General features: G+C 77.7%; 18 protein-coding genes. 13 read left to right on the forward strand and 5 right to left on the reverse strand.

All coding sequences use genetic code 11. The features are described 5' to 3' along the window. Positions 1–55 precede the first annotated feature (55 nt). The 6 genes from QFZ62_RS04405 (at position 56) to QFZ62_RS04430 (ending at position 5,932) form a co-directional block, all read left to right on the forward strand. On the forward strand, positions 56–1,057 hold the full coding sequence (locus QFZ62_RS04405) for a ring-cleaving dioxygenase (protein WP_307502201.1): 1,002 nt from the start codon (positions 56–58) through the stop codon (positions 1,055–1,057). After that, on the forward strand, positions 1,054–1,677 hold the full coding sequence (locus QFZ62_RS04410; RefSeq protein ID WP_307502204.1) for an alpha/beta hydrolase: 624 nt from the start codon (positions 1,054–1,056) through the stop codon (positions 1,675–1,677). The genes QFZ62_RS04405 and QFZ62_RS04410 overlap by 4 nt, the downstream gene beginning before the upstream one ends. A 61-nt stretch (positions 1,678–1,738) precedes the next feature. Next, a complete protein-coding gene (locus QFZ62_RS04415) occupies positions 1,739–3,262 on the forward strand; it encodes a sodium:proton antiporter (RefSeq protein WP_307502206.1) in 1,524 nt (507 codons plus the stop codon). 152 nt (positions 3,263–3,414) lie between these two features. Continuing rightward, entirely contained in the window at positions 3,415–4,188 is a 774-nt protein-coding gene (locus tag QFZ62_RS04420; protein ID WP_307502208.1) for an NTP transferase domain-containing protein, read from the forward strand. A gap of 107 nt (positions 4,189–4,295) precedes the next feature. Next, the gene (locus QFZ62_RS04425; protein ID WP_307502210.1) at positions 4,296–4,613 is read left to right on the forward strand and encodes a DUF6457 domain-containing protein; all 318 of its coding nucleotides are present in this window, start codon (positions 4,296–4,298) and stop codon (positions 4,611–4,613) included. Continuing rightward, positions 4,610–5,932: a molybdopterin molybdotransferase MoeA gene (locus tag QFZ62_RS04430; protein ID WP_307502213.1), complete on the forward strand. Its 1,323-nt coding sequence runs from the start codon at positions 4,610–4,612 to the stop codon at positions 5,930–5,932. The genes QFZ62_RS04425 and QFZ62_RS04430 overlap by 4 nt, the downstream gene beginning before the upstream one ends. A gap of 13 nt (positions 5,933–5,945) precedes the next feature. Here QFZ62_RS04430 and QFZ62_RS04435 read toward each other — a convergent pair whose 3' ends face one another. The 4 genes from QFZ62_RS04435 to nirD form a co-directional block, all read right to left on the reverse strand. Continuing rightward, a complete protein-coding gene (locus tag QFZ62_RS04435) occupies positions 5,946–7,673 on the reverse strand; it encodes an FAD-dependent oxidoreductase (RefSeq protein ID WP_307502216.1) in 1,728 nt (575 codons plus the stop codon). Further along, complete coding sequence (locus QFZ62_RS04440) at positions 7,666–9,744, reverse strand: molybdopterin oxidoreductase family protein (protein WP_373425940.1); 2,079 nt, start codon at positions 9,742–9,744, stop codon at positions 7,666–7,668. Before QFZ62_RS04440 ends, QFZ62_RS04435 begins: the two co-directional genes overlap by 8 nt. A 74-nt stretch (positions 9,745–9,818) precedes the next feature. Further along, positions 9,819–11,321 carry an MFS transporter gene (locus QFZ62_RS04445; RefSeq protein ID WP_307502222.1) on the reverse strand — a complete coding sequence of 501 codons (1,503 nt, stop codon included), beginning with the start codon at positions 11,319–11,321 and terminating at the stop codon, positions 9,819–9,821. 105 nt (positions 11,322–11,426) lie between these two features. Continuing rightward, positions 11,427–12,503 carry a nitrite reductase small subunit NirD gene (gene nirD / locus QFZ62_RS04450; protein WP_307502224.1) on the reverse strand — a complete coding sequence of 359 codons (1,077 nt, stop codon included), beginning with the start codon at positions 12,501–12,503 and terminating at the stop codon, positions 11,427–11,429. Between the two features lie 253 nt (positions 12,504–12,756). Between nirD and nirB the strand changes: the two genes are divergently transcribed. From nirB to QFZ62_RS04485, 7 genes are all read left to right on the forward strand, one after another. Continuing rightward, complete coding sequence (nirB, locus tag QFZ62_RS04455; RefSeq protein WP_307502227.1) at positions 12,757–15,411, forward strand: nitrite reductase large subunit NirB; 2,655 nt, start codon at positions 12,757–12,759, stop codon at positions 15,409–15,411. 3 nt (positions 15,412–15,414) lie between these two features. Continuing rightward, the gene (cobA, locus tag QFZ62_RS04460; RefSeq protein ID WP_307502230.1) at positions 15,415–16,488 is read left to right on the forward strand and encodes a uroporphyrinogen-III C-methyltransferase; all 1,074 of its coding nucleotides are present in this window, start codon (positions 15,415–15,417) and stop codon (positions 16,486–16,488) included. A 20-nt stretch (positions 16,489–16,508) separates the two neighbouring features. After that, on the forward strand, positions 16,509–17,636 hold the full coding sequence (locus tag QFZ62_RS04465) for a uroporphyrinogen-III synthase (protein WP_307502231.1): 1,128 nt from the start codon (positions 16,509–16,511) through the stop codon (positions 17,634–17,636). A 142-nt stretch (positions 17,637–17,778) separates the two neighbouring features. After that, positions 17,779–17,970, forward strand: a complete 192-nt coding sequence (locus QFZ62_RS04470; RefSeq protein WP_307502234.1) for a hypothetical protein — start codon at positions 17,779–17,781, stop codon at positions 17,968–17,970. Positions 17,971–18,062: 92 nt separating this feature from the next. Then, positions 18,063–18,605, forward strand: a complete 543-nt coding sequence (locus tag QFZ62_RS04475; protein WP_307502236.1) for a DUF2243 domain-containing protein — start codon at positions 18,063–18,065, stop codon at positions 18,603–18,605. Beyond that, positions 18,598–19,410 (forward strand): cytochrome c oxidase assembly protein, encoded by an 813-nt coding sequence (locus QFZ62_RS04480; protein ID WP_307502240.1) that lies wholly within the window; start codon positions 18,598–18,600, stop codon positions 19,408–19,410. The genes QFZ62_RS04475 and QFZ62_RS04480 overlap by 8 nt, the downstream gene beginning before the upstream one ends. Before the next feature lie 168 nt (positions 19,411–19,578). Continuing rightward, complete coding sequence (locus QFZ62_RS04485; protein ID WP_307502243.1) at positions 19,579–21,129, forward strand: PASTA domain-containing protein; 1,551 nt, start codon at positions 19,579–19,581, stop codon at positions 21,127–21,129. Here QFZ62_RS04485 and QFZ62_RS04490 read toward each other — a convergent pair. Next, a complete protein-coding gene (locus QFZ62_RS04490; RefSeq protein ID WP_307502246.1) occupies positions 21,126–21,752 on the reverse strand; it encodes an XRE family transcriptional regulator in 627 nt (208 codons plus the stop codon). The genes QFZ62_RS04485 and QFZ62_RS04490 overlap by 4 nt on opposite strands. Between the last annotated feature and the right edge of the window lie 35 nt (positions 21,753–21,787).

The raw sequence follows: 21,787 nt of genomic DNA on the forward strand, positions 1-21,787 counted from the left end.
GTCCCATGCGTTTGCATGGACATGGCCCGATCGGGCCGCGCGAAGGGAGCGCCTCATGACCGCCACCACCCAGGGACTGCACCACGTGACCGCCATCGGCGGCGACCCGCAGCGGAACGTCGACTTCTACGTCCGCGCGATGGGCCTCCGGCTCGTGAAGCGCACCGTCAACTTCGACAGCCCCGGCACGTACCACCTCTACTACGGCGACGCCGAGGGCCGCCCCGGCTCGCTCCTCACCTTCTTCCCCTGGCAGGGCGTGCCCGCGGGACGCGTCGGCGCCGGCCAGTCCACGACCACCGCGTTCTCCGTGCCCGCCGGGAGCCTCGGCTGGTGGACCGAGCACCTCGCCGGCCTCGGCGTCGCGTCCTCGACAAGCACGACCTCCTCGGAGGAGGAGCGCCTCTCGCTCCGCGACCCCGACGGCCTCGGGATCGACCTCGTCGCGTCCTCCGTGGCCGACCCCCGCGCACCCTGGGACTCCGCCGACGTCCCGGCCGAGCACGCGATCCGCGGCCAGCACTCCTCCGTGCTGACCGTCCGGGATCCCGCGGGCACCGCCGCCGTCCTCACCGACGACCTGGGGCTCCGGCTCGTCGACGAGCGGGACGGCCGCTTCCGCTTCGCCGCGGGCGACGGCGGCCCCGGCGCGATCGTCGACGTCGTCGCGGAGCCCGGTGCGCCGCAGGGCCTCACGGCGGGCGGCACCGTGCACCACGTCGCCTTCCGCGTGCCCGACCGCGCGACGCAGCAGGCGTGGCGCGACGAGCTGGCCGACCGCGGGCACCACGTGACCCAGATCCTCGACCGGCAGTACTTCACCTCCGTCTACTTCCGCGAGCCCGGCGGCGTGCTGTTCGAGATCGCGACGGACACCCCCGGGTTCGACATCGACGAGCCGCTGCTGGAGCTCGGCCGCAGCCTCCGCCTCCCGCCGTGGCTGGAGCCCAGCCGCACCGACATCGAGGCCGCCGTGCCGCCGCTGCGCCTGCCCGACGAGGAGCGCGCGCCCGTCGCGGGCGACGTCGAGGACGCCCCCGCGGGATCCGTGGCGTGAGCGGGATCCTCGACCGCACGCCGCACGTGCTGCAGCCGGGCGCGGAGGACGGCCCGGTGATCCTCGGCCTCCACGGCACGGGCGCCGACGAGCGGCAGGGCCTCGAGCTCGCGCGGCTCGTGGCGCCCGGACAGCCCGTGCTGGCGCCGCGCGGGAGCGTGCGCGAGGGGTCCGCGGCCCGATGGTTCCGGCGCCACGCGGAGGGCGTCTTCGACGTCGACGACGTGGTCGCGCGCGCGGCCGAGCTCGCCGACCTGGTCGCCGAGGCCCGGGCGGCCTACGATCTCCAGGGGCGCGCGATCGTCGCGGTCGGGTTCTCGAACGGGGCGAACATGGCGCTGGCCACCACCCTGCTGCATCCTGCGGCCGTGCCGGAGAGCGTCGCGTTCTCCGCACGGTGGCCGCTCGGCGACCGCGTGCCGGCGACGGACCTCGCGGGGACGCGGATCACCCTGCTCAACGGCGACGCGGACGCGATGGCGCCGCTCGTCGACGTGGAGCGGACCGTCCGCGAGGCCGCCGCCCGCGGCGCCGACGTCGTCGCGCACGTGCGCCCCGGCGGCCACGGGCTCGACGTGCGGGACCTCGACGCGGCCCGCGCGCGGATCCGCGCCGACTGACGACCGCACCGCCCCGCACGCCCTCCCCTCGCCCCTCCCGCCCCTGACGAACGGACACCGCATGCCCGAGATCATCGCCTGGGTCGTCTCCTTCGTCGTCGTCACCGTGGCGGTGTCCGGCATCGCCGGTCGCGCGGGCTGGTCGGCTCCCGTCACGCTGGTGGCGGTGGGGGCGGTCGCGTCGTTCGTGCCCGGGGTGCCGCAGATCGAGATCGAGCCGGACGCCGTGCTCTACGGGCTGCTGCCGCCGCTCCTGTTCGCCGCGGCCATCCGCACGCCGCTCGCGGACATCCGGGCCCGGCGCGACAGCATCGTGGTGCTCTCGGTGGGCGTCGTCGTGGTGACCCTCGTCGTGTTCGGGCTCGCGCTGTGGGCGCTCGTGCCCGCGGTCGGGCTGGCGGCGGCGCTCGCGCTGGGCGCGGTCGTGGCGCCCACGGACGCGGTCGCGGTGTCGGCCGTGGCGGGACGCGTGCGGCTCCCGCGGCGCGTGATGTCGATCCTCGAGACCGAGAGCCTCCTCAACGACGCGACCGCGCTCGTCGCCCTCAACACGGCCATCGCCGCGATCGTCGGCATCGTGCACCCGGTCGACGTCGCGGGCGGGTTCGCGGTCGCCGTGCTGCTGGGCGTCGCCGTGGGCCTCGCCGTCGCGTTCCTGTTCTCCGCGGTCCGCCGGTTCCTCCGCTCCGCCGTGCTCGACACGAGCCTCTCGCTCGCGATCCCGTACGTCGCGTTCATCCCCGCGCAGGAGCTCGGCGGATCCGGCGTGCTCGCGGTCGTCGCCGCGGGCCTCGTGCTCGGGTACCGCGCGCCGCTGATCCAGTCGGCCGAGGCGCGGATCGCCGAGTCGGTGAACTGGCGGACGATCCAGTTCCTGCTCGAGAACGCGGTCTTCCTGCTCATCGGGCTGAGCCTCGCCGGCATCGTGCGGGGGCTGCCCGAGTCGAGCCTCGACGGCTGGGCCATCGCCGGGGTGTCGATCCTGCTGCTCGCGGTGCTCACCGCCGCGCGCTTCGCCTCCGTGGCGCTCGCCAAGGTGCTCTTCGACCACGGTCCGGCCCGGATGCGGGCGCGCACCTGGACCTGGCGGACGGTCACGGCCGTCTCCTCCGCCGGGGTGCGCGGCGTGGTGACGCTCGCCGCCGCGTTCCTCCTGCCCGCGGAGACGCCCGAGCGGGAGCTCCTCCAGTTCCTCGCCTTCGTGATGGTGGCGGGCACGCTCCTGGGCGGGCTCGCGCTGCCGTCGATCATCCGCCGTCTCCGCCTCGGCCACTCCGCCGACGACCAGGAGCGCTCCGACCGCGACCGCCTCCTCGACGAGGCCCGCGGGGCGGGGCTCGCGGCGCGCGACGAGGCGCTGCGCGAGGGCGACGACGGCCCGGGCGACGACGCGCTGCCCGAGACGACCGCCGAGCGGCTCACCCACGACCGGGTGCGGCGCCGCATGATCGACGCCGAGCGGACCGCCGTGCTCGTCGCCCGGCGCGAGGGCCGCTACCCGGAGATCGCGGTGCGCGCCGTGCTCGGGATGATCGACGCGGAGGACGTGGCGCTCGGCCGGCGCGAGGCGGACGACGCGCGCTGACCGGATCCCGGCCTCACGCGGCGGAGCACGCCCTGAGAGGTCGCGGCAACGCGGCGACGCGCCCCGCGCAACGCGCCGGAAACGCCGAGGCGATAGCGTCAGCCGGGAACCGATGACCACCCGGACCCCGGGCGCACCAGGCCGGAGGACCCATGAGCGGAGCAGCGCTCGACCTGCGCGCCGAGCCCGAGCTCCCGGCCGCGCTCGCGGCAGCGCTCCCGGCCGCCCGCGCGCCGGGCGACCCGCTCCTCGCCGCCGACACGGCCGCCGTGGTGCTCGCCGGCGGCCGGGCGAGCCGGCTCGGCGGCATCGACAAGACCGCGCTCGCGCGCGACGGGGCCGCAGCCGGCGCCTCGCTGCTCGCGGAGGCCGTCCGCGCCGCGTCCGGGTGCGCGCGCACCGTCGTCGTCGGTCTGGGCAACCGACCGGGCGGCGCGACGGACGCGCAGCGCCGAGCCGCCGGATCCGCGCGGCTCGTGGACGAGCAGCCCGCGCACGGCGGGCCCGCCGCGGCCCTCGCCGCCGGGGTCCGGGACCTGTCGGGCGCCGCCCCGACCGCGTGGATCCTCGTCCTCGCCGCCGACCTCGCCCGCGCCCCCGAGGCGGCCGCCGCGCTCCTGCCGCTCCGGCGCGACGCGGTGCACGCCGCCGGGCGCGACGCGATCCTCGCCCGCGACCCCGACGGGCGCGCCCAGCCGCTCCTCGCCCTCTACCGCGCGACGTCGCTCCGGGCGGCACTCGCCGCGGTCGACGCGGACGCGGGCCTCGACGGCGCGTCCGTCCGCCGCGTGCTCGCCGCCCTCGACGCGGACCGCATCGCGTACGCCGACCTCCCCGCCCGGCTCTGCGCCGACGTGGACACGCCCGCCGACGCGCTCGCGCACGGGCTCCGCCTCCCCGACGACAGGATCCCCGATGACCGCTGACGCCTCCCCCGCCGCCGCGTCGACCGCCGCCGCCGGGTCGACCGCCGCCGCGCCCGTGACCCCCGCGCCCGCGGACCCGGCCGTCCTCGACGGCTGGGTCGACCCGCGTGGCCGCGCTCCTCGAGCTGCCCGCGCAGGAGGTCGACGTCGCCCTCGTGCTCGACCTGGCGCGCGACGCCGCGCACGGGATCGCCCGGCCGGCCGCGCCGCTCACCACCTTCCTGCTGGGGCTCGCGGTCGGCCGCGCGGGAGGCGGGGCGGCGGACGCGCGCCGGCTCGCGGCGGAGATCACGGCCGAGATCGACCACATGCGGGATCCGGTCGGCCCGGTCGCCGCCGACGGCGGGGCGGCGCTCGTCGACGACCTGCTGCGCGCCGACCAGGCGCCGCCCGTGCCCGAGTCCGACCTGGGCGGCCGCGCGTGACGCCGGGCCGCGCGACCGGCACGGCGAGCACCGGGACGGCGAGTACCGGCACGGACCCCGCCGGTACGGACCCCGCCGGCACGGCCCCCGCGCGCGCGACCGCTCCGCCGACCGCCCTCCGGGACGCGTCGTGGGACGACGCCCGCGCGGCGGCCCGCCGGCTCGGCGCGCGCATGGCCGGGTGCCTCCCCGCCGCCCCCGAGCTCGTGCCGCTGGACGCCGCGGGCGGGCGGATCCTCGCCCACGACCTCCGCGCCCGCGCGGACCTCCCCGCGACGGCGGTGTCCGCGATGGACGGCTGGGCCGTCGGATCCCCCGGGTCCGGCCCGTGGCGCGTCGGCGCGGCCGTGCTCGCGGGGCACGCCCCCTCCGCCGTCCCCCTCGGCCCACGCGACGCGCGGCCCATCGCGACCGGCGCGCCCGTCCCGCCCGCGACCGCGGGCGTCCTCCGCAGCGAGCACGGCGACGTCGCCGGAGGCGTCCTCCGCCCCAACGCGCTCGCGCCCGTCGGCGGCGCGCGGGCCGGCGCGGAGATCCGGCCGGCGGGCGAGGAGGCGCGGCGCGACGACGTCCTGCTCCCTGCGGGCACCCGGCTGACGGCGGTGCGCCTCGGCCTCGCGGCCGCCGCGGGCCACGACGTCCTGCCGGCGGTCGCGCCGTGCCCGGCCGACGTGGTCCACCTCGGCGACGAGGTCGTCGCGCGCGGCGTCCCCGCGCCGGGTCGCGTGCGCGACGCCATCGGCCCCGCGCTGCCCGCGCTCCTCGCCGCCTGCGGGCTCGCGGCCGGATCCGCGACCCGCGTCCCCGACGACGCCCGCGCGACGCGCGACGCGATCGCCCGCGGCACCGCGCCGCTCGTCGTGACGACGGGCGGCAGCTCCCGCGGCCCCGCCGACCACGTGCGCGCCGCCCTCGACTCCCTGCGCGCGCGCCTCGTCATCGACGCCGTGCGCATGCGGCCGGGCCACCCCGTGATGCTCGCCGAGCTCCCCGACGGGCGCGCCGTGCTCTGCCTCCCCGGCAACCCGCTCGCCGCCGTCGCGTGCCTGCTCTCGCTCGCCCCGCCGCTCGCGGACGGCCTCGCCGGGCGCGTCGCCCCCGCGCTGCCGCGGTGGACGGCGGGCGCCGACCTGCCGGGGGGCGGATCCACGACCCGGCTCGTCGCGTGCGCCCTCGACGCGGACGGCCGGCTCGTGCCCGTCGCCGCGCAGGGACCGGGGATGCTCCGGGGCCTCGCCGCCGCGGACGCGCTGGCGGTCGTGCCGTCGGCCGGGGCGCGCGCGGGCGACGCCGTGCGCGCGATCCCGCTGCCCGGCTGACCCGCGCCCGCCCTCACATCAGCGCCGCCGCCCGGCCGCCCGCCGACGCGAGGACCTCCTGGATCCGCCCCCGGCACGTGCCGCAGCCGGTGCCCGCGCGCGTGCACGCGCCGATCTCCTCGACCGTCCCGGCGCCGCCCGCGGCGGCCTCCGCGATGGTCCCCGCCGTGACGCCGTTGCACCAGCAGACGGTCGCGTCGGGCGCGAGCGGATCGCCGGCCGGCAGGGCCCCGGCGTCGGCGGCGTCGAGGCGGAGGAGCACGGACCGGTCAGCGGGGAGCTCGCCGCGGCGCTCGAAGAGGAGGGTGAGCTCGGCGCCCGCGCGGGGCATGCCGACGGAGACGAAGCCCACGAGGATCCCGTCGCGCGTCACGGTCTTGACGTAGGCGCCGCGTGCCGGGTCGGTCCACACGGCCACCTCGCGCGGGGACGGCGCGTCCGCGTCGGGCGCCTCCGCCCCGCAGGACGCGGCATGCGCGCGACCGGGACGCCGGCGCCGCGCGGGCGGGTCGTCCCACGGCTCGGCGGCGACGTCGCCGCCCGCGACCACGTCGACCCCCTCGGCCTTGAGCATCACGACGGGAGGGCGACCGGTGTCGCCCGGGAGGGCGGGGGTCGGGGCCGCCGCGCTCGTGCGCCCGCCCGCCGATCCCGCCGCCCGTCCGGACGCCGCCTCCGCCTCGGCGGCCAGCAGCCCGGCGAGCGCGTCGGCCTGCCGCCAGCCCGGCCCGATGAGGCCGGACGGCCCGCCCGCGACCTGCCCGTCGGCCCGCGCGGATCCCGGTGCCGCGACGTGCGCGCAGTCCCCGATCGCGTGCACGGCCGGGTCGGTCCAGCTCCGGAGCTCCGCGTCCACGAGCACGCCGCGCCCCACGGCGAGTCCCGCGGCGGTGGCGAGCTCGTCGCGCGCCGTGACGCCGCAGGACAGCACGAGGAGGTCGCCGTCGATCCGCCCGCCGTCGGCCAGCAGGAGCGCCTGGAAGCGCTCGTCGTCGGTCCCGCGGTCGTGCAGCAGCACGCCCTCGGCCCGCGCGTGCGCCGCCACCGCCACGCCCGCCGCGTCGGCCGCGTGGCTGAGCGTCCGGCCGCCGCCGCGGTCGAGGTTCCGCGCCATCGGGACGTCGCCGTGGTGCACGGCCACGACGTCGGCGCCCTGCTCGGCCGCGGCGAGCGCGAGCTCCATGCCCAGCACCCCCGCGCCGAGCACGACGATGCGCCGCCCGGCCCTGACGGCGGCGAGCACGGCGCGCGCGTCCTTCAAGTCGCGGAGCGCGACGACGCCCGCGGGGAGCGGGTGCCGCCCGTGGTCGAGCGCGTCCGGATCCCGCGGGGCGTCGCCGCGGACGTGCCGGGACGCGTCGAGCCCGTCCATCGGCGGCACGTGCGCGCGGGCGCCCGTGGCGAGGACGAGCCGGTCCCAGGGCAGGACCTCGCCGGTGTGCAGGGTCGCGGTCCGCTCTGCGCGGTCGACCCCGACCACCGCGCCGTGCCGGATCACTCGCACGCCCGCGGCCTCGGCGGCCGCCGTGTCGGCCACCTCGAGGCGCGCCCGGTCGGCGCGCCCCACGGCGTGCTCCGCGACGAGCACGCGGTTGTACGGGTCCTCGTCCTCGGCGCCTGCGACGACGACGCGGAGGATCCCCGCGCGCACCGCCGGCAGCAGCCCCTCGACCAGCCGCGCGGCGACGGGTCCGTGGCCGACGACCAGCACGCGCGTCGCGCCGCCGTCCCCGTCAGCCACGCGCCGCCTCCTCGGCCGTCGCGAGGGCGCGGACGGTCACGGGCGTGCGCTTGAACTCGGGCATGGCGGAGACGGGGTCGACGGCCGCGGCCGTGAGCAGGTTCGCGCACTCGGATCCCGCGTAGTGGAAGGGCAGGAACACCGTGTCGTGCCGGATCCCCGCCGTCACCTCCGCGACCGCCCGCACCTCCCCGCGCGCGTTGGCCACCGCGACCGGCGCGCCGTGCACGATCCCCAGCCGCACGGCCGCCGACGGGTGGATCTGCAGCCGCGCCACGGGCTGCGCGCCCTGCAGCTCCGGCACCCGCCGCGTCTGCGCGCCCGACTGGTAGTGCTCGAGCAGCCGTCCGGTGACGAGCGTGAGCGCGCCGCCGACGGGCGCGGGATCCCCCGCCGTCACGTCCCGCGGCGTCACCGCGACGAGCCGCGCGCGGCCGTCCGGGTGCGCGAACCGGTCGGCGAAGAGGCGGGGCGTGCCCGTGGATCCGACGGGGTACGGCCAGAAGGCCTCCACCGCGTCGTCGTCGAGGAGCGCATGGCTGAGGCCGGAGTAGTCGGCGATGCCGCCCGCGGAGGCGCGCGCGAGCTCGTCGAACACGACGGCGGGGTCGGTCGGCCAGGTTGAGGGGGCGTGGAGCCTGCGGGCCAGCTCGGCCAGCACCTCGAGCTCGCCGCGCACCTCCGGCGGCGGGGCGACGGCGCGACGCCGGCGGATCACGCGGCCCTCGAGCGAGGTCGTCGTGCCCTCCTCCTCGGCCCACTGCGTGACGGGCAGCACCACGTCGGCGAGCGCGGCGGTCTCCGAGAGCACGAGGTCGCACACGACGAGCAGGTCGAGGCGCGCGAGGCCGCGCCGCACGGCGGTCACGTCGGGCGCGGAGACGACCACGTTCGAGCCGTGGACGAGGAGGCAGCGGATCCCTCCCGGCTCCCCCAGCTCGCCGAGGAGCTCCACCGCGGGGACGCCCGGCCCGGGGATCGCCTCGGGCTCCACGCCCCACACCGCGGCGACGTGCGCGCGGGCGACCGGGTCGCCGATGCGCCGGTAGCCGGGCAGCTGGTCGCACTTCTGCCCGTGCTCGCGCCCGCCCTGCCCGTTGCCCTGGCCGGTGAGGGTGCCGTAGCCGGATCCGCGCCGGCCCGGCAGCCCGAGCAGGAGCGCGAGGTCGATCGCGGCGGTCGCGGTGTCGGTGCCGTCGACGTGCTGCTCGACGCCGCGGCCCGTGAGGATGAAGGTGCCGCGCCCGTCCGCGAGCCGCCGGGCGACCCGGCGCAGCTCCGCGACCGGCACGCCCGTCACGGACTGCACGCGCTCGGGCCACCAGGCGTTGGCGCTCCGGCGGACGGCGTCGACGCCCGTGGTCCTTGCCGCGACGTAGGCGTCGTCGGCGAGGCCCTCCGCGAGCACGACGTGGATGAGCCCGAGCAGCAGCACGAGGTCGGTCCCGGGCGCGGGCTGCAGGTGGATCCCCTGGCCGTCGTCCGCGAGGTGCGCGGTGGCCGAGCGGCGCGGATCCACCACCACGAGCCCGCCCGCGGCCCGCGCGCCGCCGAGGTGGCCGATGAAGGGCGGCATGGTGGCGGCGACGTTCGAGCCGAGCAGCAGGATCGTGGATGCGCCGTCGAGGTCCGCCACCGGGAACGGCAGGCCGCGGTCGACGCCGAAGGCGCGGTTGCCGGCGGCCGCCGCGGACGACATGCAGAACCGGCCGTTGTAGTCGATGCGCGAGGTGCCGAGCGCGATCCGGGCGAACTTGCCGAGCTGGTACGCCTTCTCGTTGGTGAGGCCGCCGCCGCCGAAGACGCCCACGGAGTCCGCGCCGAAGCGCGCGCGGCTGTCGCGGAGCCGGTCGGCGACGAGGTCGAGCGCGTCGTCCCAGGTCGCGCGGACGAGCTCGCCGGACGCGTCCCGCACGAGCGGGTGCGTGAGCCGCCCTGCCGCCGTGAGCACCTCGGCGCTGGTCCAGCCCTTGCGGCAGAGGCCGCCGCGGTTCGTGGGGAAGTCGCGGCCGGCGATCGCGATCGGCGGGTCGGCGGGCGCCGCGGCGGCCCCCGTGGGCGTCATGGTCATGGCGCACTGCAGCGCGCAGTACGGGCAATGCCCCCGGGTGCCCGCGCCCGCGCCCTGCTCGGCGACCGCCGGCATCAGACGCGCGCGCCGGCGTCGGTCCCGCGGCGGATCCCGCCCGCCCGCAGGTAGACGAACCCGGTCACCGCGAGCATCACCGCGTACGCGACGACGAAGCCGCCGAGGCCGGTCGTGTAGCCGCCGGTCTCGGTCTTCGAGAGGCTGAGTACCTGCGGGATGATGAAGCCGCCGTACGCGCCGAGCCCGGAGATGAGCCCGAGCGCCGCCGCGGTCTTCCGCTGCGTGCCCACGTCGCCCGAGCCGCGGCCGGCGCGCGCCGTGCCCGAGCGCAGGGCGAAGACCGCCGGGATCATGCGGTAGGTCGCGCCGTTGCCCATGCCGCTCGCCGTGAAGAGCACGAGGAACAGCGCGAGGAAGAGCGGGAAGCTGCCGAGCGGCAGGGTGGCGATCACCGCGACCACGGCGAGGCCCATCACGACGAACGCGCCCATGGTGACGGCAGCGCCGCCGTGCCGGTCCGCGAGGCGGCCGCCGAGGGGCCGGGCGATCGATCCCATCAGCGAGCCGAGGAACGCGAGCGACAGCGTGGCCGAGCCGACGGCGAACGTCGAGAGCTCCGGGAACTCGTCCGAGATGAGCTTCGGGAAGACGCCCGCGAAGCCGATGAACGAGCCGAACGTGCCGACGTAGAGGAACGCGAGGATCCACAGGTGCGGCTCCCGGAGGGCCGCGAGCGACGCCGTGAGGTCCGCCTTCGCGTGCGACAGGTTGTCCATCCGCCGCCACGCGCCGAACGCCGCGACGAGGATGAGCGGCACCCAGACCCAGCCGGCGAGCGGCAGGTCGAGCGTCGCCGCCGCGCCCACCGTGATCACGAGCGGCACGACGAGCTGCGCCACCGACGCCCCGAGGTTGCCGCCCGCGGCGTTGAGCCCGAGCGCCCAGCCCTTGCGGCTCTGCGGGTAGAAGTAGGTGATGTTCGACATGGAGCTCGCGAAGTTGCCGCCGCCGAGGCCCGCGAGCGCCGCGACGAGGAGCAGCACGCCGAACGGCGTCTCCGGGTTCCCGACGCACAGGGCGAGCGCGATCGTCGGGATGAGGAGCAGGAGCGCCGAGACCACCGTCCAGTTGCGGCCGCCGAAGCGCGGGACCATGAACGTGTAGGGGAAGCGGAGCGTCGCGCCCACGAGGCTCGGCATCGAGATGAGCCAGAACACCTCGCCCGTGGACAGATCGAAGCCGGCGGCGGGGAGCTGCACCACCACGATCGACCACAGCTGCCAGACGACGAAGCCGAGGAACTCGGCGAGGATCGACCAGCGGAGGTTCCGGCCCGCGATGCGCGCGCCGCCGCCCTCCCACTGGCGGGCGTCCTCCGGGTCCCAGCCGTCGATCACGGAGCCGTCACGGAAGGTGAGGCCGGGGGCGGACGCACCGTGCGCGTCGACGGTGCGGGCCCCGGGCGCGGGGGCGCTGGGCGCGTCGACGGCGGGCGGCGCGGTCGGGCGCTCGGGAGCGGGGGCGGTGCGCCCGGTCGCGGGCGGGAGGAGTTCGGTCATGGCGGGTCTCCTGGTGGGTGAGGTGCGGTGCAGTCGGGGGGCCGCGGGCGCGGCGGGAGGGCCGCGCCCGGGATGCGGGCGCGGAGGTGGCGGGCCGGGCGCGGGTCAGCGCACGGGCACGGCCGCCGAGGCGTGCAGCTCGACGACGATGTCGACGAGCTCGGAGGGCGGCGCCTCGCCGTCGACGAGGAGCGGGGCGCTCGTGGCGTCCCCTCCCGCGCGCTCGGCGAGGGTGGCGAAGTAGCCGGGGGCGAGGAGGTAGGTGGCGACGACGACGCGGGATCCGGGGTGGGCCTCCCGCTCGGCGCGGACGGCGGCGGGCACGCGCGGCCGGGCGGCGGAGATGAACGACGTGACGACCTCGCGGCCGAGCTCCGCCTGCAGCAGGGCGCCCACCGCGTGGCAGTCGGCGACGGCGCCGGCGTCGCTGGATCCGGCGGCCGCGAGCACGACGCGGTCGCCGTCCCGGAGGCCGGCCTCGCGGAGGCGGCGGGCGAGGACGACGGCGAGGCGCGGATCCGGCCCGAGCGCCCCCGTGACCCGCACCTCGCGGGGCGCGGCGTCCGCGGCGGCCTCGGCGAGGTCGACGTGCACGTGGTAGCCGGCGCTCAGGAGGAGCGGCACGACGACCACCGCGCGGTCCGGGTCGTCGAGGCCGTCCATGGCGGCGGGCACGTCGGGCTGCTGCACGTCCACGTGCGCGTCCGCGACGCGGAGGTCGGGCCGGGCCTCCCGCACGGCCTGCACGAGGGCGGCGACGGCCCGGCGGCCGGCGGGATCCGAGGTGCCGTGCGACGCCGCGACGAGCGCCGCCGGGCGGGCCACCTCCACCACGCCGTCGCGCACGCGGCTCCGCCACACCGGCAGGCGCAGCGACGGCGTCGTGAGGCACTCCCCCGTGTCGAGGTCGAAGACGTCCTTGTGCAGCGGCGAGGCGATGGTGGTGCGGCCGCCGCGCGATCCGACGATGCCGCGGGCCATGACGAAGGCGCCGGTGGCGGGATCCGCGTGGCCGACGGCCCGCACGCTGTCGTCGGGCAGGCGGAGGAGCGCGACCTGCTCCCCGCCGACGAGCGCGGCCTCGCCCCACAGCGGCTCCAGCTGGTCGAGCCGGCACACGGCGAGCCAGGGGCCCGTCGACGTCGTGCCGGGCGCGGACGCGGCGACCTCGGTCATGGTCATGCGGTCTCCTCGCGGTCGGATGCGGGGTGGAGCGGCGGATGGTGCGGCCGTCCCGGGATCCGGGCGGCTCGTGTCGGCCACGCTAGGGAGGCGGTGTTTCCGTCTCCGACCGCCGCCGTGACGGCGGCGTAACGAAGACCTCTCGGCTGTGCGGGATCGGCGTGAGGCGCGCGTCACACGGCGTGACACGGGGGCAACGACGCCGAAACGGGCCGTGCCTACCGTGGGAGGACACCCGAGGAGGAGGCCAGCCATGAGCGCATCCGGTGCCACGACGCCCGACCTGCACGCCGTCCCGACGGGCGCGTCCGCGGCGCCCACGACCGGCCCCGACGGGGTCCGCCGCGTCGTCGTCGTGGGCGGCGGTCCCGCGGCCCACCGCCTCGCCGATTCCCTCGCCTCCCGCGTGGACGCGTCGACGCCCGCCCTCCGGATCACGGTGGTCGGCGACGAGCCGCACCTCCCCTACGACCGCGTGCAGCTCTCGAAGCGCCTGCACGGCGACGTGGACCTGACCCTCGGCCAGGCCGCGTTCTGGGACCACGTGGCCCTCGACTGCCGGCCCGGCCGCCTCGCCACGCGCATCGACCCGGTCGCCCGCACGGTCGCCCTCGACGACGGCGACGTCCTCCCCTACGACGAGCTCGTGCTCGCGACGGGATCGCGCGCGACCGTGCCGCCCATCGCGGGCGCCGAGCACGGCCGCGTGTACCGGACGCTCGGGGACGTCGCCGACCTCGTGGCCGAGATCACGGAGCTCCGCGAGCGCCGGGGCCGGCCGGTGGACGTCGTCACGGTCGGCGGCGGGCTCCTCGGGCTCGAGGCCGCGGGCGGCGTGCACGCGCTCGGCGCCCGCTCCGCCGTCGTGCACTCGGGCCGCTGGCTCATGTCGTCCCAGCTCGACGAGGGCGCCGGGCAGGCGCTCGGCCGCATCGTCCACGGCCGCGGCGTGGAGCTGCACCTCGGCGTCCGGCCCACCGAGGTCCTCACGACGCCGACCGGCCGGGTCATCGGCGTCGCCCTCACGGACGGGCGGACCATCCCGGCGGACGTCGTCGTCTTCTCCATCGGGATCACGCCGCGCGACGAGCTCGCGCGCGACGCCGGGCTCGAGCTCGGCCCGCGCGGCGGCGTCGCGATCGACGCGGCCTGCCGCACGTCCGCCCCGCACGTCTGGGCGATCGGCGAGGTCGCCGCGGTCGACGGCGTGTGCGTCGGCCTGGTCGCGCCCGCGAACGCGATGGCGGAGACCGTCGCCGACCGGATCACGGGCGGCGAGGCCGTGTTCCCTGGGATCGACGACGCGACGAAGCTCAAGCTCGCGGGCGTCGAGGTGGCGTCCTTCGGCGACGCGATGGGCCGCTCGGAGGGCGCGCTCGAGGTCGTCTACGCGGATCCCGCCCGCGGGCTGTACCAGAAGATCGTGATGAGCGACGACGCGCGGACCCTCCTCGGCGGCGTCTTCGTCGGCGACGCGGGGCCGTACAGCGCGCTCCGCCCCCTGCTCGGCCGCGAGCTCGGATCCGAGCCCGGCGCCTACCTCTCCGCGGCCGGCGCCGAGCCGCCCGCCGCCACCGACCTGCCCGACGACGTGCAGGTCTGCTCCTGCAACGACGTGAGCGCGGGCGACGTCCGCCATGCGGTCCGCGGCGCCGACGGCGTCCCCGGCTGCACCGACCTCGCGGAGCTCAAGGCCTGCAGCCGCGCCGGCACCCAGTGCGGGTCGTGCGTGCCGCTCGTGAAGAAGATCCTCGACACCGAGCTCGAGGCGGCGGGCGTCGAGGTGTCGCGGGCGCTCTGCGAGCACTTCGCCGTGAGCCGCAGCGAGCTCTTCGAGACCGTGCGGATCCTCGGCCTCACCTCCGCCGCGCAGGTGTTCGACCGCCTCGGGTCGGGCCTCGGCTGCGACGTCTGCAAGCCCGTCGTCGCCTCCGTGCTCGCCACCCAGACCAAGGGCTACATCCTCGACGCCGGCCAGGGCCCGCTGCAGGACACCAACGACCGCGCCCTCGCCAACATGCAGAAGGACGGCACGTACTCGGTGGTCCCGCGCATCCCCGGCGGCGAGATCACGCCGGCGAAGCTCAAGGTCATCGCCGAGGTGGCGGAGCGGTACGACCTCTACACGAAGATCACGGGCGGCCAGCGCATCGACATGTTCGGCGCGCGGCTGGAGCAGCTGCCCGAGATCTGGCGGATCCTCGTCGACGCCGGGTTCGAGTCGGGCCAGGCGTACGGCAAGGCGCTCCGGAACGTGAAGTCGTGCGTCGGATCCACGTGGTGCCGCTACGGCGTGCAGGACGCCGTCGCCATGGCCGTGCACCTGGAGCTCCGCTACCGCGGCGTGCGCTCGCCGCACAAGTTCAAGATGGGCGTCTCCGGCTGCGCGCGCGAGTGCGCCGAGGCCCGCGCGAAGGACATCGGCGTGATCGCGACGGAGACCGGCTGGAACCTCTACGTCGGCGGCAACGGCGGCTTCACGCCCGCGCACGCGCAGCTGCTCGCGAAGGACCTCGACGACGAGACCCTCATCCGCTACATCGACCGCTACCTCATGTACTACGTGCGGACGGCCGAGCGTCTGCAGCGCACCGCGCGCTGGCAGGAGGAGCTGGAGGGCGGCCTCGAGCACGTGCACCGGGTCGTCGTGGAGGACTCGCTCGGCATCGCCGCGGAGCTCGAGGCGGCCATGGCGCTGCAGATCGACGGCTACGAGGACGAGTGGGCAGCCACCCTCGCCGACCCCGACCGGCTCCGCCGCTTCCGCTCGTTCGTCAACGCGCCCGCCACGCCCGACCCGTCGCTCGCCCGGGTCGAGGAGCGCGGCCAGCGGCGGCCCGCCTTCCCGGAGGAGCGCGACGGATCCGTCATGCTGTCGGGACCGTCCATCCCCGTCCGGAAGGTGTGAGCCGTGCCGATCCCCCTCGATGTCCAGGGCCGCCGCGTCGTGGTGGTCGGCGGACCGGCCGCCACCCGCCGGATCACGGCCTCGCTCGCCGCGGACGGCGCCGACGTGGAGCTCGTGCCCGACCACGCGGCCGGCGCCGCGCTCGACGCCGCGCTCGACCGCGAGCTTCCGGACCGCGCGCTCCCGGACCTCGTCCTGTGGGTGGAGGGCGACCCCGTCCGCCGCGCCGCGGTGGCCGAGGCCTGCCGGGCCGAGCGCGTCTGGTTCCAGGCGCTCGAGGGCACCGCGCCCACGCCGCTCGGGCACGTGACCCTCGTGGGCGGCGGCCCCGGGGATCCCGCCCTCATGACCGTCGGCGCGCGCACCGCCCTGGCCGAGGCCGACGTCGTGCTGCACGACCGCCTCGGCCCCACCGACGACCTGGCCGCCTTCGCCCCCGGCGCCGAGCTGATCGACGTCGGCAAGACCCCCGGCCACCACGCCGTGCCGCAGCGCCGGATCGAGGAGCTGCTCGTGGAGCACGCCTCCCGCGGCCTCCGCGTCGTGCGCCTCAAGGGCGGCGACCCGTTCGTCTTCGGGCGCGGCGGCGAGGAGGTCATCGCGTGCCGCGCCGCGGGCGTGCCCGTGACCGTCGTCCCCGGCGTCACGAGCGCGATCGCGGTGCCCGCCGCGGCCGGGATCCCCGTGACCCACCGCGAGGTCAGCCGCGCGTTCACCGTCGTCTCCGGCCACGTGCCGTTCAGCGAGGACGAGCTGTCGCACCTCGTCGGCCTCGGCGGCACGCTCGTCGTGCTGATGGGCGTCGGCACGCTGCCGCACCTCGTCGCCGGGCTCCAGCGGCACGGGATGCGCGCCGACATGCCGCTCGCGATCGTCGAGCGCGGCTACGCGATCGACCAGCGCACCACCGTCACCACGGTCTCCGGCGTGGCCGGGCTCCTCGGAACGGTCGCGCCCCGCTCGCCCGCGGTCATCGTCGTCGGCGAGGTCGTGCGCGTGCCGGGCTGGGCCGAGGAGGCCGCGGCCGCCGGGCACGCCCCGTGGGAGGATGGCCGCCGGGCACGGGCGACGCCGTGACCGCCGAGGGAGCGCCCGCCATGACCGGATCCGACGCCGAGCCCGGCTTCCGGCCCGACCAGCTCGAGGGCTTCCGCATCGCCGTGACCTCCGACCGGCGCTCCGAGGACCTCATCGCGGCGTTCGAGCGCCGCGGCGCCGACGTGGTGCACGCCCCCACCATCCGGATGACGGGCGTCAGCGACGACTCCGCGCTCGAGGCCGAGACCCGCGCGATCATCCGCGATCGGCCCGGGATCCTCCTCGCGACGACGTCCTACGGAATCCGCCGCTGGTTCGAGGCGGCCGACGCCGCCGGCATCGGCGACGAGCTCACCGAGGTCCTCGCCGGCGCGCGCATCCTCGTCCGCGGCCCGAAGGCCCGCGGCGCCATCCGCGCCGCCAGCCTCGACGACCACGGCATGAGCGAGCGCGAGACCACCACGTCCCTCGTCGACCTGGTGCTCCGCGGGGACGTCGCCGGCGTCACCGTGGCGGTGCAGCTGCACGGCTTCACGGATCCGGTGCAGCTCGCGCGCCTCGAGGCGGCCGGGGCCCGGGTGCTCACGGTCGCGCCCTACCGCTGGACCGTGCACGAGGACTCGGCGCGCGTGCTGCGGCTCGTCGAGGCGCTCTGCACGGGCGGGATCGACGCGGTCACGTTCACGAGCGCCCCCGCGGTCGAGGCGCTGTTCACCACGGCGGACGCGGCCGGCCGGCTCGAGGACCTGCAGGAGGCGCTGCGGACGATGGTGGTCGCGGCGGCTGTCGGCCCGGTGACCGCGGCGCCGCTCGTCGAGGCGGGCATCCTGCCGATCACGCCCGACCGCTTCCGCATGGGCGCGCTCATCCGGCTCGTGTGCGCCCACCTCGAGGAGTCGGGCGTGGCCCGCGTCGCGACCGGCCACGGCACGGTCGAGCTCCGCGGGCGGCTCGTGGTGATCGACGGCGAGCGCCTCACCCTGAGCCCCGTGCCGCTCGCGCTGTTCCGCGCGCTCGTCGCCGCCGAGGGCGCGACCGTGCCCCGCCGGGTGCTCGCCCGCGCGACCCCGGAGGTGCTCGACGACCACGCGGTCGACGTCGCGATCTCCCGGCTGCGGAGGTCGCTGCCCGACGCCGGGATCATCCAGACCGTCATCAAGCGCGGGTACCGGCTCACCACCGCCTGACCGCGGGTGGTCCTCCGGGCCCCGCGCATCTCCTGCCGCGGGAGGAGGGGCGGGGGCCATGAGGAGGACGCGCGCCGTGACGGGGTCCGGGAGCCTGGGGTCACCGCCCGCCCGGGTGGCCGATCAGGAGGATCCCGTGCCCGTGTCCGTCGCTCCCACCGCCCCGTCCGCCCCCGCCGTCCCCGTGTCCGCCGCGCAGGCGCCCGCGCCGCGCCCGGGCGATCCCGCCTGCGTCGCGTTCTCCTCCACCGGCGCGTTCCGCCACGCGGGCACGTCGACCCTCGAGGTCGACCTCGCCCCGGCGCGCGCCGCGGCCGCGCTGCTCGCCGCCTGACCCGCGTCGCGCCCGCGTCGGCTTCGCGGCACGATCCGCGGCGTCGAGCACCGGATCGTGCCGTCCGCCGCGGACGCGCCTAGCGTCGAGGCATGAGCGCGACGACGAGCGGCACGACCGCCTCCCCCTCCCGCGACGACGAGCGGATGCCCGGCCGGAACCTCGTCGCGGGCCTCCTGCTCGGCGTCGGCACGGCGACCTTCGTGGACGAGACCGTCTTCCACCAGCTGCTGCGCTGGCACCACTTCTACGACCGCTCCACCACCGACGTCGGGCTGATCTCGGACGGGATCCTCCACGCCGTCGGCTGGTTCGCCGCGATCGGCGCGATGTTCCTGTTCGCCGACCTCCGCCGACGCCGCGCGCTCAGCTGGCCGCGCTGGACGGGCGGCCTGCTCGCGGGCGCGGGCGGGTTCCAGCTGTACGACGGCACGATCCAGCACAAGGTCATGGGGCTGCACGAGATCCGCTACGGCGTCGACCTCCTCGCCTACGACCTCGTCTGGAACGGCGTCGGCGCGGTCCTGCTCCTGGCGGGCCTCGTGCTGATCTGGCGCACGCGCGCCTCGGCACGACGCGCCTCCGCGGGATCCGCCCCCGACGGGCGCGGCGGCGGGCGGACCCCCGATGCATGAGCACGGGGCCGGATCCGCCGGCATCCTCGCCCTGGCGCCCGCGGCGCTCGCGCTCCTGCTCGCGGTGTCCTACGCGTCCGCCGCCTGGCGCGACCGGCGACGACGCGCGTGGCCCGCGCACCGCACCGCCCTGTGGATCCTCGGCCTCGGCGCCGCGGTCGCCGCGGTCACCGGGCCCCTCGCCGACGCGGGCCACGACGACCTCGTCGCCCACATGGTCGGCCACCTGCTCCTCGGGATGCTCGCCCCGCTGCTCCTCGTGCGCGCCGCTCCCATGACCCTCGCGCTCCGGAGCCTCGACGTCGTGCCCGCCCGACGGCTCACGGCGCTCCTGCGTGCGCGGCCAGTGCGGATCCTGTCGCAGCCGATCCCCGCGGCCGTCCTGAACGTGGGCGGCATGTGGGCGGTCTACGGCACGCCGGTGCTCACGCGCATGCACGAGGATCCGCTGCTCGCCGCCGCCGTGCAGGTCCACGTCCTCGCCGCCGGGTGCCTCTTCACGCACGCGATCGTGGGCGTCGACCCCTCACCGCACCGGGCATCGCCCGCGCACCGCGCGCTGGTCCTGGTCGGGGCGATGGCCGCGCACGGGATCCTCGCGAAGTCGCTCTACGCGGTCCCGCCGGCCGGGGTGCCGCGCGCGGAGGCCGAGCTCGCCGCGCAGGTGATGTACCGCGGCGGCGACGCGGTGGACGCGGTCCTCGTCCTCCTCCTCTGCGCCGGCTGGTACCGCGCGACGCGTCCGCGGCCCGCCCGCGGTGCCGCGGCCGTCGTCGGATCCCGGGCCCCGGCGACGACCGCCTGACGGGCTCCGCCGACGCGCGCCGCGGGCCGACACCTCCGCGCATCGCCGGCGACCCGCGCCCCTGATGGGGGGTGCCCGACCCGTCCGCGCGCCGCGCGCGGGCTTCCCGCGCACCGCGGTCCCGCCTAGCCTGGGGGCACGGAGACTTTTCTCCACCTGAGGAGCCTGATGTCGTCGACCCCGCCGCCCGCCTCCCCGACGTCGGTCACCCCGTCGTCCGACGAGCCCGGCTGGTTCGGCGACGGCGAGGGCAACCAGCGCTTCTGGGACGGAAGCCGCTGGACCGCGCTCGTGTCCAGCCGCCGCGTCTTCCCGGGGCGGGCGTCGTCGACGCCCGAGCCCCGCCTCGTGAGCGAGTCGCCGCTGCCCGCCGACTACGCGCCCGGGGCCGCGGGTGCGGCAGGTGCGGGTGCCGCGTCCGCCGCCTCGCCCGCCGGGTCCACCGCCGCCGCCGCGGACGCACCGCCCGCCGACCTGCCGCTGGCGCCGCCCACCGGATCGCCCGTGGCCCCGCCCGCCGGCTACCCGCTCGCGCCGCCGACCGGAGCGCCCGTCGCGCCTCCCACCGGAGCACCCGTCGCGCCTCCCACCGGAGCACCCGTCGCGCCTCCCGCCGGCCCGCCCGCGGACGCGCCCGTCCCGGCTCCGCGCCCGACCTCGGTCGCCGGCACCTTCGCGCCGACGTCCGCCGTGCCGGCCCCGCCGCGCGCCGCGACCACCGCCGCCTCCGCGCCCACCGCGCGCAGCACCGGCACCGCGCCCGCGCTCCGCGGCCGCAGCACCTGGCCGTGGGCCGCGCTCGCGGTCGCCGCGGTGCTCGTCGTCGCGGCCGCCGTCATCGCCGGGATCCCGGGCCTCCTCATCGCCCTCGGCGTCGTGGCGCTCGTCGCCGGGCTCGTCCCGCTGATCCGCGCCGGATCCGCGTGGATCCCCGGCATCCGCAGCCGCACCACCGGCGGCATCGCGGCCGCCCTGGCGCTCGTGCTCATCGCGGGCGGCGCGTTCGCCTCCTCGGTCCCGGCGCCCCGCGAGGACGTCGCCGATCCGGAGGCCCTCGAGATCTCGGACCCCCGCCCCGTGCCCCAGGCCACGGATCCCGCGAACCCGCTCCCGGTGTCGGCCGACGGCCTGGTCGAGATGGTCGACGTGACCCGCATGAGCGGCGCCGACGCGGGCGACACCCTCGCCGCGGCCGGCTTCGGCATCGCCTTCGCGGACGCCGCGGGCGGCGCGCTCGTCCGCCAGGACGTGTGGATCGTCGCGCGCCAGGACCCCGCGGCCGGCACGCGCGTGGCCCCCGGCACCACCGTGACCCTCACGCTCTCCGCCCCCGCTCCCGAGCGCATCGCGCTGCCGGTCGTCCCCAAGGCCCCGGACGTCCCGTCCCGGCCGGGCACGCGTCCCGGTACCCAGCAGCCGGGCGCTCCGGCGGACCCCGGCACGGGGAACGGCGGGGGCGGCGGCTCGCCGGCCGGCCCCGGCCCGACGACGCCGGGTGACCCCGCGCCGCAGCCCACCACGGATCCGCCGACCGAGCCGATCCCCGACCCGGTGCCGACGACGGATCCGCCGGTCGAGCCCACGACGCCGCCGGTCGACCCGCCCGTCGAGCCCCCGGTGGATCCGCCCGTCGATCCCCCCGTGGAGCCGACGACGCCGCCGGAGGTCCCCGGCACGGGCGGCGACCCGGTGCCCGAGCTGCCGCCGGTCCTGGGCTAGTCCGCCCGGTCCTCCGGCGCCGCGTCGTCCGCAGCGGCGGCGGCCCCGCCGGTCGTGCGGAGGTGCGCGCGCTCCCCGTCCCGGTCGAGGATGGTCAGCACCTCCGTGACCCCGCGGTGCGCGCTGATCGCGTGCGGCACCATCGTCGAGAACTCGGCCGCGTCGCCCGCCTCGACGAGGATCGTCCGCTCCCCCAGCTGCAGGCGCGCGGTCCCCGAGAGCACCGTGAACCAGTCGCGGCCGGGGTGCACGCCCAGCTGGTCGACGGGGAACGGCCGCGTCGGCGTCATGCGCATCTTCGCGACGAAGACGCCCGATCCGCTCGCCCCGCCGCGCGAGAGGATCCACGTCGTCCGGCCCGCCTGCTCGTCCCGCTGCGGCCGGATGACCACGTCCGCGTCGTCGCCCGACTCGATGAGCGCGTCGAGCGAGGTCTCGAGGGCCTGCGCGATCGGCACCAGCTGGTCGAGGGCGATGCGGCGGTGCCCGGTCTCGATCCGGCTGAGGGTCGACGGGCTGAGGAAGCAACGGGCCGCGAGCACGTCGAGCGACCAGCCGCGCGCCTCGCGGAGGCTCCGGATGCGCTGGCGGACGAGGGCGTCGAGATCCGTGTCTTGCGTCATGGGCAAGAGCGTATGCGCGCACAGCAGGGACGCGC

The organism is Clavibacter sp. B3I6 (genome assembly GCF_030816895.1).
GTDB lineage: Bacteria > Actinomycetota > Actinomycetes > Actinomycetales > Microbacteriaceae > Clavibacter.

Bases quoted from the DNA above. Each gene is read 5' to 3' on its own strand.
- QFZ62_RS04475 (WP_307502236.1), top strand. From the start codon at position 18,063: ATGAGCGCGACGACGAGCGGCACGACCGCCTCCCCCTCCCGCGACGAC.
- QFZ62_RS04480 (WP_307502240.1), top strand. From the start codon at position 18,598: ATGCATGAGCACGGGGCCGGATCCGCCGGCATCCTCGCCCTGGCGCCC.
- QFZ62_RS04415 (WP_307502206.1), top strand. From the start codon at position 1,739: ATGCCCGAGATCATCGCCTGGGTCGTCTCCTTCGTCGTCGTCACCGTG.
- QFZ62_RS04420 (WP_307502208.1), top strand. From the start codon at position 3,415: ATGAGCGGAGCAGCGCTCGACCTGCGCGCCGAGCCCGAGCTCCCGGCC.
- QFZ62_RS04445 (WP_307502222.1), bottom strand. From the start codon at position 11,321: ATGACCGAACTCCTCCCGCCCGCGACCGGGCGCACCGCCCCCGCTCCC.
- QFZ62_RS04465 (WP_307502231.1), top strand. From the start codon at position 16,509: ATGACCGGATCCGACGCCGAGCCCGGCTTCCGGCCCGACCAGCTCGAG.
- QFZ62_RS04440 (WP_373425940.1), bottom strand. From the start codon at position 9,744: ATGACCATGACGCCCACGGGGGCCGCCGCGGCGCCCGCCGACCCGCCG.
- nirD (WP_307502224.1), bottom strand. From the start codon at position 12,503: ATGACCATGACCGAGGTCGCCGCGTCCGCGCCCGGCACGACGTCGACG.
- QFZ62_RS04405 (WP_307502201.1), top strand. From the start codon at position 56: ATGACCGCCACCACCCAGGGACTGCACCACGTGACCGCCATCGGCGGC.
- QFZ62_RS04490 (WP_307502246.1), bottom strand. From the start codon at position 21,752: ATGACGCAAGACACGGATCTCGACGCCCTCGTCCGCCAGCGCATCCGG.
- nirB (WP_307502227.1), top strand. From the start codon at position 12,757: ATGAGCGCATCCGGTGCCACGACGCCCGACCTGCACGCCGTCCCGACG.
- QFZ62_RS04485 (WP_307502243.1), top strand. From the start codon at position 19,579: ATGTCGTCGACCCCGCCGCCCGCCTCCCCGACGTCGGTCACCCCGTCG.